Genomic DNA, 18,881 nt, shown 5'->3' on the forward strand with positions numbered 1-18,881 from the left:
TCGTCCACCGCCTGTCTCGCCCTGTCGACGGCCTTTCCCGCTCATCCCGCATGGCGGAAACCGGCCCGTTCCAAACCCCGCTCAGCCTTTTCCCGTCTGGCTTCCGGCCCTTAGAGCGCCGCTTCTAGCCTCTTGCGGTTTCCGGGCTCACCCACTATCGTTACATCAAACAATGTAACATTCAAAAATGAGCCAAATCGGAGACACCCGGATGAATGCTCGCACGTTGCCTTTCGGTCCGCCCGGCCACGACGGCCTGGACGAAACCATCGACATCGCCATCATCGGCACCGGCTTCGCCGGCCTCGGGATGGCGATCCGCCTGCGTCAAACAGGCGTGACCGACTTCGTCGTCCTCGAGAAGGCCGCGTCGGTCGGCGGCACGTGGCGCGACAATCATTACCCCGGGTGTGCATGCGACGTGCAATCGCACGTCTATTCGTTCTCGTTCGCGCCGAATCCGCGCTGGACACGCATGTTCGCGCCGCAGCCGGAAATCCGCGCGTATCTGGAAGACTGCGTGCAGCGCTTCGGCGTTGGCCCGCACCTGCGCCTGAACCACGAGTTGCAGCGCGCCGAGTACGACGAGGCCGCGCAACGCTGGCGCCTCACGTTCGCGAACGGCAAGCGGCTGTCCGCGCGCGTGCTGGTGTCGGGGATGGGCGGCCTGTCGCGGGCCGCGCTGCCGTCGATTCCCGGCCTCGAAAACTTCAAGGGCCGCGCGTTCCACTCGCAGCACTGGGATCACGACTATGCGCTCGAAGGCAAGCGCGTCGCGGTGATCGGCACCGGCGCGAGCGCGATCCAGTTCGTGCCGCAGATCGCGCCGCGCGTGAAGGAACTCGCGCTGTTCCAGCGCACGCCGCCGTGGATCATGCCGAAGCCCGACCGCAACCTGACCGGGCTCGAGAAGTGGCTGTTCCGCACGCTGCCGTTCACGCAGAAGGCGGTGCGCAGCAGCATCTACTGGATGCTCGAATCGCGCGTGCTCGGCTTCGCGATCCATCCGTCGCTGATGAAGAACGTGCAGAAGCTCGCGCTGCGCCACATCCGCAAGCAGATTCCCGATCCGGAGCTGCGCAAGACCGTCACGCCGAACTACACGCTCGGCTGCAAGCGCGTGCTGATCTCGAACGACTACTACCCGGCGCTGTCGCGCAAGAACGTCGACGTGATCACGACCGGCATCGACCACGTCGAAGCCGACGCAGTCGTGACGACCGACGGCCGCCGCCATGAAGTCGACTGCCTGATCTACGGCACCGGCTTCCAGGTGGCCGATCCGTTTCCGCGCGGCGCGATCCTCGGCCGCGGCGGGCTCGACATCGTCGACGCGTGGCGCGACGGCGCGCACGCGTATCTCGGCTCGACGCTGCCCGGCTATCCGAACTTCTTCATGATCGTCGGCCCGAACACGGGCCTCGGCCACAACTCGATGGTGTTCATGATCGAGTCGCAGATCGAGTACATCCTCGGCGCGCTGCAGGCGATGCGCCGCGAACGCGCGGATGCGATCGAAGTGCGCCCGCTCGTCGAGGCGCAATTCAACAGTGACCTGCAGGGCAAGCTGAAAAAGGCGATCTGGTCGACGGGCGGCTGCAAGAGCTGGTACCTCGACCCGCGCACCGGCAAGAACACGACGCTGTGGCCGGGCTTCACGTGGCGCTTCCGCCAGGCGACCGCGCACTTCTCGATCGCCGACTACCACGCGTATCGCGCGCCGCAACACGACACGACCGCGCGGCCCGTCGCCGCGCCCGCCGCTTCCGCTTCGACTTCCACGTCCGCCGAAGCGGCCTGAGCCAGACAAGGAGCAACCGACATGAGAGATTTCGCCAACAAGGTCGCCGCGATCACGGGTGCCGGCTCGGGCATGGGCCGCTCGCTCGCGATCCAGCTCGCGCAGGCCGGCTGCCACGTATCGCTCGCCGACAAGAACGGCGTGGGCCTCGCCGAAACCGAGCGGATCGTCCGCACGATCGCGCCGAACGTGCGCGTGTCGACGCGCGTACTGGACGTCGGCGACCGCGACGCGATGTTCGCGTGGGCCGACGACACCGCGAAAGAGCACGGCAAGGTCAACCTGATCTTCAACAACGCAGGCGTCGCGCTGTCGAGCACGATCGAAGGGATGGAATACAGCGATCTCGAGTGGATCGTGAACATCAACTTCTGGGGTGTCGTGCACGGCACGAAGGCGTTCCTGCCGCACCTGAAGGCCTCGGGCGACGGTCACGTGATCAACACGTCGAGCATCTTCGGGATCTTCGCGCAGCCGGGCATGAGCGGCTACAACGCGACCAAGTTCGCGGTGCGCGGCTTCACCGAGTCGCTGCGCCAGGAACTCGACATGATGAAGTGCGGCGTGTCGGCCACCTGCGTGCATCCGGGCGGCATCCGCACCAACATCGCGCAGTCGAGCCGCGTCGCGAAGAACATGGTCGGCTTCATCGTCGAGAGCGAGCAGCAAGGCAAGGACAGCTTCGAGAAGTTCTTCATCACGACCGCCGACGATGCCGCGCGCACGATCCTCGCCGGCGTGCGCAAGAACAAGCGCCGCGTACTGATCGGCCGCGACGCGAAGGGGGCGGACTGGCTGGCGCGCATCCTGCCGTCGGCCTACCAGGCGCTCGTCGTGCTCGCGACGCGCCGCGAGGCCGCGAAGGCCCGCCGCGCCACGCGCGGCACGCCGGCGCCCGCGCCGCTGCACGCCACCTACAACAATGCAGGCAACCAGGGAGGAGAACAATCATGACGACCCCGAACATGATGCCCGTGCGGCGCGACATCCGTTTCGCGCTGCCCCCCGAACGCGCGCGCGACTGGCACGTGCAGGGCGTGCCGGTCACGCACTTCATGAACGCTCTGTCGCTGCTGTTCCCGGCCGGCGAACGCTTCTTCATGGATTCGGTGCGCAACTACCGCGACCAGATCGAGGATCCGGAACTGAAGAAGCAGGTGCTCGGCTTCATCGGCCAGGAAGCGATGCACACGCGCGAGCACATCGAATACAACGACCTGCTGCAGTCGTCGGGCCTGCCTGCGCACAAGCTCGACAAGCGCCTGTGGACGATCCTCGGCTGGTTCAAGAAGGCGCTGCCGCATTCGATGCAGCTCGCGATCACGATCGCGCTCGAGCACTACACGGCGATCCTCGCGAACCAGCTGCTGTCGGGCCACGAGCATCGCATCGACGGCTCGGTCGAAGGCTACCAGCAGATGTGGATGTGGCACGCGATGGAGGAAACCGAGCACAAGGCGGTGTCGTACGACGTATGGACCACCGTGATGAAGCCGGGCCTCGGCAGCTACCTGCTGCGCACGGGCACGATGCTGACGACGACCGTGTTCTTCTGGGCGATCGTGTTCGACTTCCACCTGCGCCTGATGCGCGCGCACCGTCGCGAACACGGCAAGTTCGGCGGCATGTGGCGCCTCGTGAAGTATCTGTACAGCCCGAAGCACGGCGTGTTCCCGAACATCGCGCGCGAATGGCTCGACTACTTCCGCCCCGGCTTCCACCCGTGGGACCACGACAACCACCAGTACCTGCAGGGGCTCGACACGCTGCTCGAGAACATCGACGCGACCAACGCGCGCTACGCCGCGCAAGCCGCCCCGCGCCGCGTGCCGTTGCACCCGGTTCCGCAGGCATGACGTCATGGCGCGCGCCCACGAGATGCTGACCGTCCAGTCCGGCGACGTGAAACTCGCCGTCTACGTAAGCGGGTCGCGTCGCGCCCCGCCGCTGATCCTCGTGCACGGCTACCCCGATTCGGCGGCCGTGTGGGCGCCGATCCGGGCGCGGCTCGCGAAGCGCTACCGCGTGATCGCGTACGACGTGCGCGGCGCCGGTGCCTCCGATGCGCCGCGCCGCCGCGCCGACTACACGCTCGAACGGCTCGCCGCCGACCTGAAGGCGGTGGCCGATGCGACCTGCGGCGGCCGGCCGTTCCATCTCGTCGGCCACGACTGGGGGTCGATCCAGTGCTGGGAGGCCGTGACCGACCCCGCGTTCCGCGGCCGGATCGCATCGTACACGTCGATCTCGGGCCCGTGCCTCGATCACGTGTTCCGCGCAAAGATGCGGCTCAAGCAGAGCCTGAAGTCGTGGTACATCGCGTTCTTCCACCTGCCGCTCGTGCCGTCGCTGGTGTGGCGGCTCGGCGGCGCGGCATTGTGGCCGCGCTGGCTGCAGCTCACCGAACGCGTGCGCGCCGAGCGCGATCCCGTGCAATTGAAGAACGCGCTGAACGGCCTGCAGTTGTACCGCGCGAACTTCATCGCACGGGCCCGCAAGCCGCGCGAACGGTATGCACAGGCGCCCGTGCAGATCCTGGTGCCGGTGCGCGACCGCTATGTGACGCCCGAGATGTCGGTCGATCTCGACCGCTGGCTCGGCGACCACGTGCGCGAGGAAATCGACGGCAGCCACTGGGTCGTGCTGCGCCACCCGGACATGATCGCGTCGCGGATCGACCGCTTCGCGTCCGCGCAGGAGCGGCCGGCGCTCGCCCCCGCCGTGGCCCGGGTTCAGCGCACCGCCGGCGCCGGCAGGCGTCTGAACAGCGTCTCGTAATCGATGACGAGCCCGTCGTCGTCGATGTCCATCTCGGCGGTGAAGTCGCGGAAGATCCCTTCGTAGCGGTAGCGCCGGCCCGGCTCGAGGCACGCGTAGGCCTGCTTGACCGGCGTAACCTTCAGGTCCGGCGTCGAGATGTACGCGACGTCGATCGGCCGCCGCTCGCCGCGCGCGAGCCCGAGGCGGCCGATCGGCAGCGAATTCGTGAACGGCGTCGCCGCGATGTCGATGTCGATGCAGCCGTCGAGCGCCGGCAGTGCGCGGCCGGAGCCGTCGTGCCAGTGGCCGGCGCCGTCGCTGCGCAATTCGAGCGTGCCGCCGCCCATCACCTTGAGCACCGCATAGGTCACGCACCAGTGCGTGTCGCACTCGACGCGATACGCGAGCCCGTACGCACGGCCATATCGCTGGCCGACCACCGCGCTTTCGACGACGATCCCGCCGTCGCTCCGGTCGAACGTCAGATGTTCGACCCCGTCGCCTTCGAGCGACGCCCACCGTACTTCGCCCATCTCTCCGTCTCCCGGTATGCCCGATGCGAGGCATCGTCGCACAGATCGCTCGACGAAAATGCCGGCCACTGCCGGGATTCGAGTCCCAAACGGGCAACCCCGCCGAACGTGCCAACAGCGCGGCGTTCGGGCACGAATCGACATCTGCATTCACCGTTTCGGGGCATCGACCACAAATCCTGACTATCCAGAATTCCCTATTCCGGTGCATGGCATTGTGTCCTATGCTCGCGGCTCGTCCTGTTCCGCCGCCATCATGCCTACCGCCCGCCCCGTCCCGCCGTCGATCGACCTGCGTATCTTGCTGCGCGGCATCGGGCAGATCGTGCTGCAGGCGAACGCGTTCACCGGCGCGCTGCTGCTCGCCGCGCTGGCGCTGACCGACCTGCGGCTCGCGAGCGCGGCGCTGGTCGGCTCGGCCGCCGCCAGCATGACGGCCGTGCTGACAGGCGCCGAGCGCCGCGACGTCGAACAGGGGCTGCACGGCTTCAACGGCGCGCTCGCCGCGCTGATCGCCGTGTTGTTCGCGCCCCATCAACTCGCCGCCGTCGTGCTGGTGCCGCTGGCCTCGATCGGCGCGGCGCTCGTGCAGCGCGCGATGCGCCAGCCGCTCGCACGCTGGCGCCAGTGTCCGTATTCGAGCCCGTGCCTCATCGTCACCACGCTGTGGCTGCCGTTTGTCGCGCTGCAACATGCAGGCGGCGCGACGGCCGGCCCGGTGTTGACGCTGACTTCCGCCGCCGACGCCCTTCTGTCAGGCGTCGCGCAAACCACTTTCGCGCAAGGCGCGTGGGCCGGCGCGCTGATCGTCGCCGGCCTCGCCGTCGCGTCGCGTCGCGCGGCCGCGTTCGCGCTTGGCGGCGCGTTAGTGTCGACCGTGCTGCTGGTCGCGCTCGGCACCAGCGGCGCGTCGTTCGGCGACGGCCTGCTCGGCTTCAACGGTGCGCTCGCCGCGCTCGCGCTGATGCCGCGCGGCCCGCGTGCGGCGCTCGCGGCCGCCGCGCTGGCCGCCCTGATCCAGTGGCTCGCGACCCGCGCCGGCATTCCCGCGTTCACGGCCCCGTTCGCGCTCGCGTCGTGGGTCACGGTGATCGTCGCGCGCCGCTTCACCCTCGGAGAACCCGATGTCGTCATTCGCACACCGTCCTGATGCCGTGAAACCCGGCGGCCCGATCTCGGACGCCGAACGCCAGATGCGCGTCGACCTTGCCGCCGCGTACCGGCTCGTCGCGCTGAACGGCTGGGACGACCTGATCTACACGCACCTTTCCGCGACCGTCCCCGGCGAGCCCGGCCACTTCCTGATCAACCCGTTCGGCCTCACGTTCGACGAAGTCCGCGCCTCGAATCTCGTGAAGATCGACCTGGCCGGCAACCGGATCGGCGACAGCGAGCATGCGGTCAACGTGACGGGCTTCGCGCTGCACGCGGCCGTGCACGCCGCGCGCGCCGACGCCGTGTGCGTGATGCACCTGCACAATACGGCCGGCATCGCCGTGTCGATCCAGCGCGACGGGCTGCTGCCCGCGTCGCAGCACGCGCTGCGGTTTCATGGCGACCTCGCGTACCACGACTACGAGGCGCTCGCGTTCTCGCCAGCCGAAGGCGCGCGGCTGACCGCGAGCCTCGGCGCGAAATCCGCAATGCTGCTGCGCAACCATGGCACGCTGACGGTCGGCCGCACCGTGGCCGAAGCCTATGTGCTGATGGATACGCTGATCAAGGCGTGCGACATCCAGGTGCGCGCGCAGGCTGGCGGCGGGCCGCTCGTGCTGCCCGACCCGGCCATCGCCGACCGAACCGCCGAACAGCTGCGCGACGGCGGTGCGATCGAAGGCGAACTGGAATGGCCGGCGCTGCTGCGCCGGCTCGACCGGATCGATCCGACGTATCGCGACTGACGCCGCCGGCTCCCAACCCATCATTCACCCCAACCATCGGAGCATCCGTCATGCCGACTTTCAATATCCAGCTCTTCGAAGGCCGCACCGTCGACCAGAAGCGCGCATTCGTCGAAGCGATCACGCGCGTCACGTGCGAGACGCTCGGCTGCGAGCCGGGCTCGGTCGACATCATCCTGACCGACGTGAAGAAAGAGAACTGGGCGACGGCCGGCAAGCTGTGGAGCGACGAGCGCTGAGCGTCAAAGGCGGCGTCGCTTCGGCGCTGCCTGCCCTGCACTGATTCACCCACTGTGGCGCCCGCAACGGGCGCCGCGAGCGGCTTCCTCCGGCCCGCCCCTCGTTGTGCGCCCGCACATCGCTTTGTCACGCAATCGGCGCATAATGCCGGACAGACGCAGCAGCCGATGGCCACCCGACGAGGAGACCGCCATGGAAGCGAAGAACGAGGAAGTCGTCGCACACCTGCTCTCGGACGTCGTCGAATTCGCGCGCGGGCGCCTGCCCGAAGCCACGTTCCGGATCGTCGAACCCTTCCTGCGTCATTACTACGATTTCGCCGATGCCGACGATCTGCAGAGCCGCAGCATCGCCGATCTCTACGGCGCCGCGATGGCGCACTGGCAGACCGCCCAGAAATTCGTGACCGGCAGCGAACGGCTGCGCGTGTACAACCCGATCCTCGAACAGCACGGCTGGCATTCCGACCACACGGTCATCGAGATCGTCAACGACGACATGCCGTTCCTCGTCGATTCGGTGACGATGGCCGTCAACCGCCTCGGGCTCGCGCTGCACTCGGCGCTGCACCCGGTATTCCGCATCTGGCGCGGTCGCGATAGCGCCATCGAGCGCGTCGATGCGGGCGGCGCGACGCCCGGCGACGGCCAGTCGCAGCTCGCGTCGTTCATCCATTTCGAAGTCGACCGCTGCGGCGATGCCGCGCTGCTCAACACGTTGCGCAACGACATCGCGCACGTGCTCGGCGACGTGCGCGCGTCGGTGGAAGACTGGCCGAAGATCGTCGACATCGCGCGCGCGACGATCAAGGAAATGAAGGCGCGCGAATCGACCGCGGAAGACATCGAGGCACGCGCGTTCCTCGAATGGATGGCCGCCGATCACTTCACGTTCCTCGGCCAGCGCGACTACGCGCTGGTATCGGACGGCACCGGCTTCGGGCTGCGCGGCATCGAAGGCACCGGCTTCGGCATCCTGCGCGAATCGCTGCGCACGTCGGGCGCGCCCGACGTCACGCCGCTGCCGCCGGCCGCCGCCGACATCATCACCGGCTCCTGGCCGATCTTCCTGACCAAGGCGAATTCGCGCGCGACCGTGCACCGGCCCGGCTATCTCGACTACGTCGGCGTGAAACTCGTCGGCCCCGATGGCAAGGTCACCGGCGAACGCCGCTTCATCGGGCTCTACACGTCGACCGCCTACATGGTGTCGAGCGCCGAGATTCCGATCGTGCGCCGCAAGTGCGCGAACATCGTGCGGCGCGCGGGCTTCTTGCCGAAGGGGCATCTCGGCAAGTCGCTCGTGACGGTGCTCGAAACCTATCCGCGCGACGAGCTGTTCCAGGCCGACGAAGACCAGCTCTACGACATCGCGCTCGGCATCCTGCGGCTGCAGGAACACCAGCGCACGCGCCTGTTCGTGCGGCGCGACCGCTTCGACCGCTTCGTGTCGTGCCTCGTGTTCGTGCCGCGCGACAAGTACAACACCGACCTGCGCCGGCGCATCGCGAAGCTGCTCGTCGATGCGTACAACGGCGTGAACGTCGAATTCACGCCGCTGCTGTCGGAATCGGCGATCGCGCGCATCCATTTCGTCGTGCATGCGGAACCGGGCACGATGCCCGACGTCGACACGCGCGAGCTCGAAACGCGGCTCGTGCAGGTCACGCGCCGCTGGCAGGACGATCTCGCCGACGCGCTGCTCGACGCATTCGGCGAAGAGCAAGGCAACCGCCTGCTGCAGCGCTATGCCGACTCGTTCCCGGCCGGCTATCGCGACGACTATCCGGCGCGCACGGCCGTGCGCGACATCGAGCTGATCGAGCGTGTGAAGGATTCGGGGCAGCTCGCGATGAACCTGTACCGGCCGATCGAGGCCGACGCGCGTGCGTTCCGCTTCAAGGTCTATCGCGCGGGCGACCCGATCGCGCTGTCGCGCAGCCTGCCGATGCTCGAGCATCTCGGCGTGCGCGTCGACGAGGAGCGGCCGTACCGGATCCATACGCAGGATGCCGCGCATGCGTGGGTACACGACTTCGGCCTCGAGCTCGCCGACGATACCGAATTCGACATCGAGCGCGTGAAGGGCCTGTTCGAAGATGCGTTCGACCAGATCTGGAGCGGCCGGATCGAGAACGACGACTTCAACCGCCTCGTGCTGCGCGCCCACCTGAGCGCACGCGAAGTGACGATCCTGCGCGCGTATGCGAAGTATCTGCGGCAAGTCGGCTCGACGTTCAGCGACGCCTATATCGAACGCGCGCTGACCGGCAATCCGGCGATCGCGCGGCAGCTCGTCGAGCTGTTCCTGCTGCGCTTCGACCCGGCCACCGGCGACACGCGCGACGTGCAGGCCGAACGGCTGCTGAAAGAGATCGAAGGCGCGCTCGACCAGGTGCCGAACCTCGACGAGGATCGCATCCTGCGCCAGTTCCTCGGCGTGATCAACGCGACCGAGCGCACCAACTACTTCCTGGCCGACGCAAACGGCAACTCGAAACCGTACCTGTCGTTCAAGTTCAATCCGGCGAAGGTACCGGGCCTGCCCGAACCGAAGCCGATGTTCGAGATCTGGGTGTATTCGCCGCGGGTCGAGGGTGTGCACCTGCGCGGCGGGCGCGTCGCGCGCGGCGGCCTGCGCTGGTCGGATCGCCGCGAGGATTTCCGCACCGAAGTGCTCGGGCTGATGAAGGCGCAGATGGTGAAGAACGTCGTGATCGTGCCGGTCGGCTCGAAAGGCGGCTTCGTCGTGAAGAACCCGCCGCCGCCGAGCGATCGCGAGGCGTGGATGCGCGAAGGCATCGCGTGCTACCAGACCTTCCTGCGCGGCCTGCTCGACCTGACCGACAACCTGGTGAGCAACGCGATCGTGCCGCCGCCCGACGTCGTGCGCCACGATCCGGATGACCCGTACCTGGTCGTCGCCGCCGACAAGGGCACAGCCACCTTCTCCGACTACGCGAACGCGATCTCGCACGAATACGGCTTCTGGCTCGACGACGCATTCGCGTCCGGCGGCTCGGTCGGCTACGACCACAAGAAGATGGCGATCACCGCGCGCGGCGCGTGGGAATCGGTGAAGCGGCATTTCCGCGAGATGGGCATCGATACGCAGACGACCGACTTCACGGTGGTCGGCGTCGGCGACATGTCGGGCGACGTGTTCGGCAACGGGATGCTGCTGTCGCCGCATATCCGCCTGGTCGCCGCGTTCGATCACCGGCACGTATTCCTCGACCCGAACCCCGATCCCGCGACGAGCTTCGCGGAGCGCGCACGCATGTTCGCGCTCGAACGCTCGAGCTGGGCCGACTACGATCCGGCGTCGATCTCGTCGGGCGGCGGCGTCTATCCGCGCACCGCGAAGACGATCCCGCTGTCGCCGGCCGTGCAGGCCGCGCTCGGCATCGACGCGCACGCGCTGCCGCCGGCCGAGCTGATCCGCGCGATCCTGCAGGCGCCGGTCGACCTGCTGTACAACGGCGGCATCGGCACCTACGTGAAGGCCGCACGCGAAACTCACCTCCAGGTGGGCGACCGCGCGAACGACGCGGTGCGCGTGAACGGCACGGACCTGCGCTGCAAGGTGGTCGGCGAAGGCGGCAACCTCGGCTGCACGCAGTTCGGCCGGATCGAGTTCGCTCAGCGTGGCGGCCGCATCAACACCGATGCGATCGACAACTCGGCCGGCGTCGATTGTTCGGATCACGAAGTCAACATCAAGATCCTGCTCGGGCTCGTCGTGTCCGATGGCGAGATGACCGAGAAGCAACGCAATGCGCTGCTCGCGGAGATGACCGACGAAGTCGGGCTGCTCGTGCTGCGCGACAACTACTACCAGACGCAGGCGCTGTCGATCGCCGGCCGCTATGCGGTCGAGATGCTCGACGCCGAGGCGCGCCTGATGCGCTGGCTCGAACGCGCGGGGCGCCTGAACCGCGTGATCGAATTCCTGCCGACCGACGACGAAGTCGCCGAGCGCCAGACCGCGAAGCTCGGCCTCACGTCGCCGGAACGCGCGGTGCTGCTCGCGTACAGCAAGATGTGGCTGTACGACGCGCTGCTCGAATCCGACGTGCCCGAGGATCCGCTGGTGGCCGCGATGCTCGTCGACTACTTCCCGAAGCCGCTGCAGCAGCGCTTCAGCGAACCGATGCGCCGCCATCCGCTGCGCCGCGAGATCCTCGCGACGCACCTGACCAACGCGCTGGTGAACCGCGTCGGCTGTGCGTTCGTGCACCGGCTGATGGAGGAAACCGACGCGAAACCCGGCGACATCGTGCGGGCGTGCATCATGGCGCGCGACGTGTTCGACCTCGATGCGGTGTGGCGCGACATCGACGCGCTCGACAACCGCGTCGCCGACGACGTGCAGGCGCGCATGTTCGTCGACGTCGCACGATTGCTGGAGCGCGCGGCACTGTGGTTCCTGCGGCATCTGCAATCCGGCGCGGTGGCCGACGGCGGCGTCGTCGAGCTGATCGCACGCTGCCGCGACGCGGCGGAGCGCCTCGCGCCGCAACTGCCGTCGCTGCTGCCGGCCGACGATCTCGAAGCGCTGTCCGAGCGGCAGCGCGTGCTGGTCGAAGCCGGCGTCGACAGCGCGCTGGCGGTGCGCGTCGCGAGCGGCGACATCTCGGCCGCGCTGCTCGACATCGCCGAAGTGGCCGCGGCGAGCAACCGCAGCCTCGAACTCGTCGCGGGCGTCTATTTCTCGCTCGGCACGCTGCTCAATTACAGCTGGATCGGCGAACGCGCGGCGACACTGCCGACGCCGACGCACTGGGACATGCTGGCGCGCGCGGCCGCGCTCGCGGAAGTCGCGCGCCTCAAGCGCACACTCGCGACGAGCGCCCTCGCGGAATCGCCGGATTCGACCACGCCGGAGACGATCGTCGGCGCGTGGCGCGCGCGCCGCGAAGCCGCGCTCGTGCGCTACGAGCACCTGCTCGCGGACCTGCGCGCGTCCGGCGGCGCGAGCCTCGCGGTGCTGCTCGTGGTCGTGCGGGAAATGGCCGTGCTCGAACGGGCGTGACGGGCGTGGTGAACGCGACGGCTCAGACCGTCGCGACCAGCAGCTCTTCCGCGTTGTTCGGCGGCCGCAGGCCATCGGTGCGATCGGCGAAATAGCGACGCGTCAGTTCGGCGGCCGAGACGTGCGCGGCCTGTGCGAAACCGACCTCCCGCGCGAGCGCCTGGATCTGCGCCGGCATGAAGAAGCTGATGAACGGCGTACCGCTTGCGCGTGCGCCCTTCGCGGCCATTTCGAGCCCGGGGCGCACGTCCGGATCCGCATTCTCCAGCGGCAGCAGGAACGTCATCGCGAGCGTCGAGCCCGGCGCGAGCGATGCGACTTCGCGCAACGCGGCCGCGTTCGCTTCGTGCGTCAGGTACATGCTCACGCCGGTGGACACCACGACCGCCGGCTTGCCGGCATCGAAGCCCGCGCCGACGAGCGCCGCGCGCCACGACTGTTTCGCCTCGAAATCGACCGGCACGAAACGCTGCCAGTCGGGCACGCCGAAACCGAGCTCGACCAGACGGCGCTGCTTCCATGCCTGCAGCACGGGCGGGTCGACTTCGAAGACGGTCACGCGCGACGCCATGTCGGGCCGGCGCTGCACGAAGCTGTCGAGGCCTGCGCCGAGGATCACGTACTGGCTCACGCCGCGCGCGGCCTGCTCGGTCACCAGATCTTCGATAAAGCGCGCCCGCGCGACGATCGACGCACGGAACGGCCGCGTGAACTGCGGATCCATGTCGCCGCGCTGCTGCCAGCCGGGTTCCGGTGCGAGCAGTTGCAGCCCGACCTCGTCGACGAGCACATGCGGCGGCGCGTCGAGTTCGACGTGCAGTGCGCGCCACAGCGCAACGCGCGCGGCCGTGCTGTCGGGGGCGCTTTCGCGGGGTTCGGTCATGGCCGCCTCACGCGCCCTGCTTGCCCGGCGCCTGCAGGCGCCACACGCGGCCGTCCGGGTCGCGCACGGTCATGTCGCGCGTGCCCCAGTGCGTATCCTCGAACGGCGTGACGACGTCGACGATCGGCTGCGGCTGCACCGCCTGTTCATCCGGCACCTTGAGCACGACCTGCATGTCCGGCGTCTCGCCCGGCGGCACTTCGGCGATGAACAGAAAGGGGCCGTCGCCGCTGCGCAGCTGGCCCGAGTGATGATCGGTCTCGAACTCCAGCGTGAAGCCCAGCGCCTGGAAGAATTTCGCCGACTTGCCCCAGTTGTGCGTCGTCAGGTACACCGCTTCGATTCGCTCGGATGACATGTCACTCCTCCTTGGTGGATGGCCCCGTGCCCGGCGGCGGCGCGGCCAGGTACGCGCGCAATGCATCGGCCACCAGCGCGGACAGCGATTGCTCCGTTTCGATGGCGCGATGCTTGACCTGCCGGATCAGGCTGAGCGGCAGGTACACGTTGAATTGCTTCACTTCTTCGTCGGTCATGGAGCTAGTATGCTAGCAATCTAGCAAATGTCAACCGCAGCCGCGGCCCGTGTTTGCGGGCCGCCGTTGGCTATCGATCGTGAGTCCGGGTTACGTCGCGGCGCGCGCCGCCAGCCGCGCGAACAGCGCGTCGAGATCGAATCCCGTCGTGTCGATGCCGATCGTATCGCGCAGGCATGCGCCCCATGTGGCCGCATCGTCGAACGTGACGGTGCGCCCGACACCCGCCGCGTCGCGGATCGTCAGCGTGGTGTTGCGCAGCGCTGCACGGCCGTCCGGCAGCACGCGGCAGGCAATCAGGTTATGCAGGAAGATCGATTCGGGATAGGTCGACGTGAACCAGTTCGCGGCGTCGTAATCGATCCACTCGACCCGCTTCGGCTGGAAACGGTAGGTGGTCTGCCAACTTTCGGGCGTCTCGATCTGCATGTCGAATTCACCGTCGACCGGCGCGGCGACGACGCGGAACGCGCCGTGCGGCGTCAGTTGCCGCTCGTCCGGCACGAAACGCAGCGGCGCAGTGAGCGTCGCGCTGCCGAAGCCGATGTCCGCGAGCCAGGCCGCACCGTCGAGATCGATGCGCAGCAGCATGTGCGTATGCGCGGTGGCGACTTCCGGCGGCAGCATCCAGCGCACGCGCGCGATCATCGGCGTCACGCGAAAGCCGATCGTCGTGAGCGCGGTGTAGAACAGCTTGTTGAGTTCGAAGCAGTAGCCGCCGCGGCGATGTGCGAGCACCTTGTCGACGATCGAAGGCAGGTCGAGCGCGACGCGCGCACCGGTCAGCGGATTGAGGTTTTCGAACGGAATCGCCTGCGGGTGCAGCAGGTGCAGCCGGCGCAGCACGTCGAGCGTCGGCTCGACCGGGCCGTCGTAGCCGATGCGGGAGAAATAGCGCGAGAGGTCAAACGAGTCTGTCATGAACCTGCACCGAAAAAAGGGACACGCCACGATAGCATCGCGCGGAATCCCCATGTTGGGCGGGGCGATCTTCGTCGTCGCGCGCGATGCCGGCACCGCATCGCGCGCAGCCCCGCGCAACGTTACGGCAGCAGCTTCAGCGCGGACGAGGCGACCGACGGCACCGAAATGCCCTGGCTCGTCGCGAACTGCACGGCCTGGCTGAGCGTCGCCGCGAGCGACTGCAACTGGCCCGGTGCGCTTTGTGCGATATACGACGCCGCCTGCATGTTCTGCGGATTCAGGCCCGACTGCAACAGCGACGCCGCGCTCGTCGAACCGAGATTGCCGAGCCCCGACTGCAGCTGCGAATACTGCGTGAGCCCCTGCCCGAGCGACGCGAGGCCGTTGCTGAACGCCTGCTTGTCGATCGGCCCGTGCGTCGCGCCGCCGCTCGCGAATGCCTGGCCGAGCGCCTGTGACACCGATTGCTGCGCGCCCCCCATCTGCGACAGCGCGGCCGGCGTCAGCGCTTCGCCGCCAGAGAGCTGGCTCGCGGCCTGCTGCGCCTGCCCGGCCGCGCCGGTGAGCCCCATCGCCGACGCAAGCGAAGACTGGCCGGTCAGCACCTGCTGGTTCGCGCCGACATAGGCCTGCAGCAGTTGCCCGACACCGCCCTGCGCAGGCGCCGCCTGCTGCTGCCCGCCGCCGAGCAGCGATGCGCCGAGCGACTGCAGGTCGAGCTGCGCGTGCGCGGCACCGCTTGCCAGTATGCTGAACGCAATGCCTGCCGAGGCCAGGTACCGGCCCGTCGCGCGAATCTGCTTCATGTGTTTTCCTCGTGCCCGAATTGTTGAGGCCGATATTGTCGAAGCGCGCCGCGCGCGGCCGCAACGACTGAAACACATCGAAACGAAATCGCGCGGCGCGGCCGCTTGCAATTCGGCGACCGGCGTACGCGGCCGGGCGGATTCGTCCGCATTTGCCGGGCGATATCGGGCAGGAGCTGGAATTCGTTCGCGAGCCGCGTCAATGGTGGCGTTGCCGGGCTTCCCAGACGATGCCGGAGGGGGCGGCCAGCCGTCGCGCGTGTCGCACTGCACGTCGAATTCACCGTCGACCGGCACGGCGGCGACGCGGAACGTGCCGAGCAGCGTCTAATGGACGTGACGCCACGCCGTCGCACAACACGCCTGTGCCCGTGCCTGGCGTGCCCCGCTCCGTCGAACGACACGTTCGGAAATCAAAGCAAAACGGGCGACTTGTCGCCGCCCGCCTCTCGATCTGCCATGCGCCCATCCGCACCGGCTTCGGCTTCGGCTTCGGCTTCGGCTTCGGCTTCGGCTATCGGCTTCGATTTCGGTTTCGGCTATCGGCTATCGGCTTCGGCTATCGGCTATCGACCAGCGCCGCGTTACGCAGCCATCCACCCCGGCAACCGTCCGCCGACCCAATCAGCCGCCTGCTCATAGCCACGCGCAAGCTGCAACACCGCGAGATCGGCGCGCGGACGCCCGATCAACTGCATCCCCATCGGCAGCCCCGCGTCGTTGAAACCGACCGGCACGCTGATCACCGGGCAGCCGGCCAGCGTCCACGGCACGACCGTTTCCATCCAGCGGTGGTAGGTATCCATCGCGCGGCCCGCGATCTCCTTCGGCCAGCGCTGGTCGACGTCGAACGGGAACACCTGCGCGGTCGGCGCCGCGATGAAGTCGTAGCGGTCGAAGAAGCTCAGCACGGCCTGATGCCACGCGGTGCGCTCGACGCTCGCGTCGAACACGGCCGCACCCTGCATCGCGAGCAGCCCTTCGACCTCGTAGATCGCCTCGGGCTTCAGCAGCGCACGGCGCGCCGGGTCGCGATAGTGCGCCAGCAGCCCGCCGCCGGACAGCAGGTGCCGGTGCGTGAGCCACAGGCGCCAGATCCGGTCGGGCGCGAACGCCGGCAGCGCGGCATCGACGTCGCAGCCGATCTCGCGCAGCGTCGCCAGCCCCTGTTCGCACAGCGCGAGCACGCCAGCCTCGGTCGCGAGATAGCCGTTCCAGTCACCGACCCATGCGATGCGCTTGCCGCGCAGGTCGGTGTCGAGCGGCTGCGCGAACATGGCCGGATCATCCGCAAGCGACAGCGGATCGTTGCGGTCGTAGCCGGCCTGGATCGCGAGCAGCTGCGCGACGTCACCGACCGTACGGCCCATCGGCCCTTCGATGCCGAGTTGCTGCACGAACACGTCGACGCCCGGCCAGCGCGGCACGCGGCCCTGCGACGGACGGAAGCCGTAGATGTTGCAGAACGCGGCCGGATTGCGCAGCGAACCGCCGAAATCGCTGCCGTCCGCCACCGGCAACATCCGCGACGCGAGCGCCGCCGCCGTGCCGCCGCTGCTGCCGCCCGCGCTCTTCTTCAGGTCGTACGGGTTGCGCGTCGCGCCGTAGATTTCGTTGAACGTGTGCGAGCCGAGCCCGAACTCGGGCGTGTTGGTCTTGCCGATGAAGATTGCGCCGGCAGCGCGCATCCGCGCGACGCCCACGGAATCGGCCTGCGGCACGTTTTCGCGGAAGATCGGCGAGCCGTAGGTCGTCCGCAGCCCCTTCGTCATCGCCAGATCCTTCGGCGCCTGCGGCATCCCGTGCATCCAGCCGTGGTACTCGCCGCGCGCCAGCGCGGCATCCTTCTCCGCGGCTTCGGCGAGCAGCGCGTCGCGATCGCGCAGCGCGACGATCGCGTTGACCGCGCCGTTCACGCGCTCGACGTGATCGAGATACGCGCGCATCGTCTCGACGCACGACACGGCCTTGCCGCGGATCGCCGACGCGAGCTCGCCCGCCGACAGGCGCACGATCGGATCAACGGGGATGGAAGCGGGAGCGAGAAGCTGCGGGGCGCCGTGCGGCATGCGGAGTCTCCTGGAATCGGAATGGAATGACGGGCCGCGTGGCGGCGGTCGCTCCCGAACCGGCCGGGAGCGGCCGCGCCGCGGCCGATGCACTACTCTACGCGACGCAGGATTGGCAACCTCCGATATTTTCCGCCGCGATTCATTGCGGTTTCGACTGAATCGGGGCGGCGGGCCACGCGTCGCGCACACCGGCCCGGCCGATGAAATCGTTTATGCGCATAAACTTAAATTTCTTATATTTCTATTAGGTGCGGCGCGAGGCAGCGCGCATTAACGACATTTTTACGCGCTCGCCCGCTCTCTTTAGATTGTTCGACCCGGCGGCGCGCTACGCTGGAATCATCTCGTTCCCTGGACAACATTCATGCTCAAGCTGCTGGTTCCGGTCGGCCACTCTCCACGATCGCTTCAGGCGGTTCGCCATGCGACCTTCCTGTATCGCGAACGTTGCGCGTCGGAGATCGTGCTGATCAACGTTCAGGCACCGCTCGAATCGACGCGGCTCGAGGCCTACCATCCGCTGTCGCGGTTGCGTTCGATCGAGGAGAAGTTCGCGTCCGACGATCTGGCCATGGCCGAGCGGATTCTGCAGGAAGCCGGCGTCAAGTACAGCGTCGTGATGAAGGTGGGCCCGGTGGCCGATACGATCGCCGCCGTGGCAGCGGAGACGGGATGCGACGAGATCGTGGTCGTCGCGCCGCGGCACGACCCGTTGCATGCGTTGATGTCAGTGTTCCGCCGCAGCGTGATGAGCCGGCTGGTGCGGATTTCGAATGTGCCGGTAACCGCCGTGCAATGACGGCGATGACGCGCGGCGGCGCGTCGACGGGCGTTCGCTGACGGGCCGCAGGCCAGCACCCGCGACGCACGGACGAACGAGCAGTGCGACACGGGTGCGCGTTGCCGCCCGCACGCGCACCGGCCATCACGCAGCGCTTAATCGATGACCTTGCGCCAGAACACGAAATAAGCGGCTGCCGACGATGCAACGAGCAGGATGGCCCACATCGGGGCGAGGCTGATCAGGACGGAAGAGACGTTAAGCATTTGGATTCCTCACTATTTCGATAGCAATGTTCAACACGCACCTGCTTGCCGGAACCGATGCATTCGTCCGCGATCGCGTTCCGTCAAATCATGCATTCATGCTATCGCTTTGAACGGCCGCGCGACCGCCCCGTCCCGCCCGTACCCTGACATTCGTCAAACTCGCGCGAATCGCGTGCCTGCCGCGCTGAAAACCATCGCGCGAATGCCGCGCCGCACGTCCGGTTTCGCCTGCCTGCCGCATTGAAGCCGCGCCCTTCTTCCGCACGCAAAGCACGAAAAACGGGACAGGATCACCGCGCTTCCCCTGTTTCAGCAGACGTTTACCGGGGGAACCCCCAAGT

The 18,881-nt window shown here is 67.8% G+C and carries 16 protein-coding genes; 9 read left to right on the forward strand and 7 right to left on the reverse strand.

Annotation, left to right across the window (positions count from 1 at the left end; genetic code table 11):
• Nucleotides 1-211 precede the first annotated feature (211 nt).
• From QZM67_RS04070 to QZM67_RS04085, 4 genes are read left to right on the forward strand one after another with little or no spacing between them, the layout of a single operon-like run.
• On the forward strand, nt 212-1,801 hold the full coding sequence (locus QZM67_RS04070) for an NAD(P)/FAD-dependent oxidoreductase (RefSeq protein ID WP_301800888.1): 1,590 nt from the start codon (nt 212-214) through the stop codon (nt 1,799-1,801).
• A gap of 21 nt (nt 1,802-1,822) precedes the next feature.
• Nucleotides 1,823-2,755: an SDR family oxidoreductase gene (locus tag QZM67_RS04075; protein WP_175026047.1), complete on the forward strand. Its 933-nt coding sequence runs from the start codon at nt 1,823-1,825 to the stop codon at nt 2,753-2,755.
• Nucleotides 2,752-3,657, forward strand: a complete 906-nt coding sequence (locus tag QZM67_RS04080; RefSeq protein WP_175026048.1) for a metal-dependent hydrolase — start codon at nt 2,752-2,754, stop codon at nt 3,655-3,657. The genes QZM67_RS04075 and QZM67_RS04080 overlap by 4 nt, the downstream gene beginning before the upstream one ends.
• 4 nt (nt 3,658-3,661) lie before the next feature.
• Nucleotides 3,662-4,579: an alpha/beta fold hydrolase gene (locus QZM67_RS04085; protein ID WP_301800889.1), complete on the forward strand. Its 918-nt coding sequence runs from the start codon at nt 3,662-3,664 to the stop codon at nt 4,577-4,579.
• Here the strand turns inward: QZM67_RS04085 and QZM67_RS04090 are convergent.
• On the reverse strand, nt 4,534-5,094 hold the full coding sequence (locus QZM67_RS04090) for a putative glycolipid-binding domain-containing protein (protein ID WP_301800890.1): 561 nt from the start codon (nt 5,092-5,094) through the stop codon (nt 4,534-4,536). The genes QZM67_RS04085 and QZM67_RS04090 overlap by 46 nt on opposite strands.
• A 256-nt stretch (nt 5,095-5,350) precedes the next feature.
• Between QZM67_RS04090 and QZM67_RS04095 the strand changes: the two genes are divergently transcribed.
• From QZM67_RS04095 to QZM67_RS04110, 4 genes are all read left to right on the forward strand, one after another.
• Entirely contained in the window at nt 5,351-6,244 is an 894-nt protein-coding gene (locus QZM67_RS04095) for an urea transporter (RefSeq protein WP_301800891.1), read from the forward strand.
• A complete protein-coding gene (locus QZM67_RS04100) occupies nt 6,219-6,995 on the forward strand; it encodes a class II aldolase/adducin family protein (RefSeq protein ID WP_043177273.1) in 777 nt (258 codons plus the stop codon). Before QZM67_RS04095 ends, QZM67_RS04100 begins: the two co-directional genes overlap by 26 nt.
• A gap of 50 nt (nt 6,996-7,045) precedes the next feature.
• Nucleotides 7,046-7,234 carry a 4-oxalocrotonate tautomerase gene (locus QZM67_RS04105; protein ID WP_039344138.1) on the forward strand — a complete coding sequence of 63 codons (189 nt, stop codon included), beginning with the start codon at nt 7,046-7,048 and terminating at the stop codon, nt 7,232-7,234.
• A 193-nt stretch (nt 7,235-7,427) separates the two neighbouring features.
• Nucleotides 7,428-12,269, forward strand: coding sequence for an NAD-glutamate dehydrogenase (locus tag QZM67_RS04110; RefSeq protein ID WP_301800892.1), 4,842 nt, complete (start codon nt 7,428-7,430; stop codon nt 12,267-12,269).
• Between the two features lie 22 nt (nt 12,270-12,291).
• On the opposite strand, the gene QZM67_RS04115 is transcribed toward QZM67_RS04110, so the two are convergent.
• From QZM67_RS04115 to QZM67_RS04140, 6 genes are all read right to left on the reverse strand, one after another.
• Complete coding sequence (locus tag QZM67_RS04115; protein ID WP_301800893.1) at nt 12,292-13,152, reverse strand: class I SAM-dependent methyltransferase; 861 nt, start codon at nt 13,150-13,152, stop codon at nt 12,292-12,294.
• A 7-nt stretch (nt 13,153-13,159) separates the two neighbouring features.
• Nucleotides 13,160-13,510 carry a glyoxalase/bleomycin resistance/extradiol dioxygenase family protein gene (locus tag QZM67_RS04120; RefSeq protein ID WP_043177283.1) on the reverse strand — a complete coding sequence of 117 codons (351 nt, stop codon included), beginning with the start codon at nt 13,508-13,510 and terminating at the stop codon, nt 13,160-13,162.
• Between the two features lies 1 nt (nt 13,511).
• Nucleotides 13,512-13,688 (reverse strand): ribbon-helix-helix domain-containing protein, encoded by a 177-nt coding sequence (locus tag QZM67_RS04125; RefSeq protein WP_089452540.1) that lies wholly within the window; start codon nt 13,686-13,688, stop codon nt 13,512-13,514.
• 90 nt (nt 13,689-13,778) lie between these two features.
• Nucleotides 13,779-14,609, reverse strand: coding sequence for an arylamine N-acetyltransferase (locus QZM67_RS04130; protein WP_175025830.1), 831 nt, complete (start codon nt 14,607-14,609; stop codon nt 13,779-13,781).
• 122 nt (nt 14,610-14,731) lie between these two features.
• Nucleotides 14,732-15,418 (reverse strand): hypothetical protein, encoded by a 687-nt coding sequence (locus QZM67_RS04135; RefSeq protein WP_301800894.1) that lies wholly within the window; start codon nt 15,416-15,418, stop codon nt 14,732-14,734.
• A 584-nt stretch (nt 15,419-16,002) separates the two neighbouring features.
• The gene (locus QZM67_RS04140; RefSeq protein WP_301800895.1) at nt 16,003-17,487 is read right to left on the reverse strand and encodes an amidase; all 1,485 of its coding nucleotides are present in this window, start codon (nt 17,485-17,487) and stop codon (nt 16,003-16,005) included.
• A 367-nt stretch (nt 17,488-17,854) separates the two neighbouring features.
• On the opposite strand from QZM67_RS04140, the gene QZM67_RS04145 reads away from it, so the two are divergent.
• Nucleotides 17,855-18,289 (forward strand): universal stress protein, encoded by a 435-nt coding sequence (locus tag QZM67_RS04145; RefSeq protein ID WP_301800896.1) that lies wholly within the window; start codon nt 17,855-17,857, stop codon nt 18,287-18,289.
• Nucleotides 18,290-18,881 lie beyond the last annotated feature (592 nt).

The sequence above is a fragment of the Burkholderia sp. AU45251 genome (assembly GCF_030482905.1).
GTDB lineage: Bacteria > Pseudomonadota > Gammaproteobacteria > Burkholderiales > Burkholderiaceae > Burkholderia > Burkholderia aenigmatica.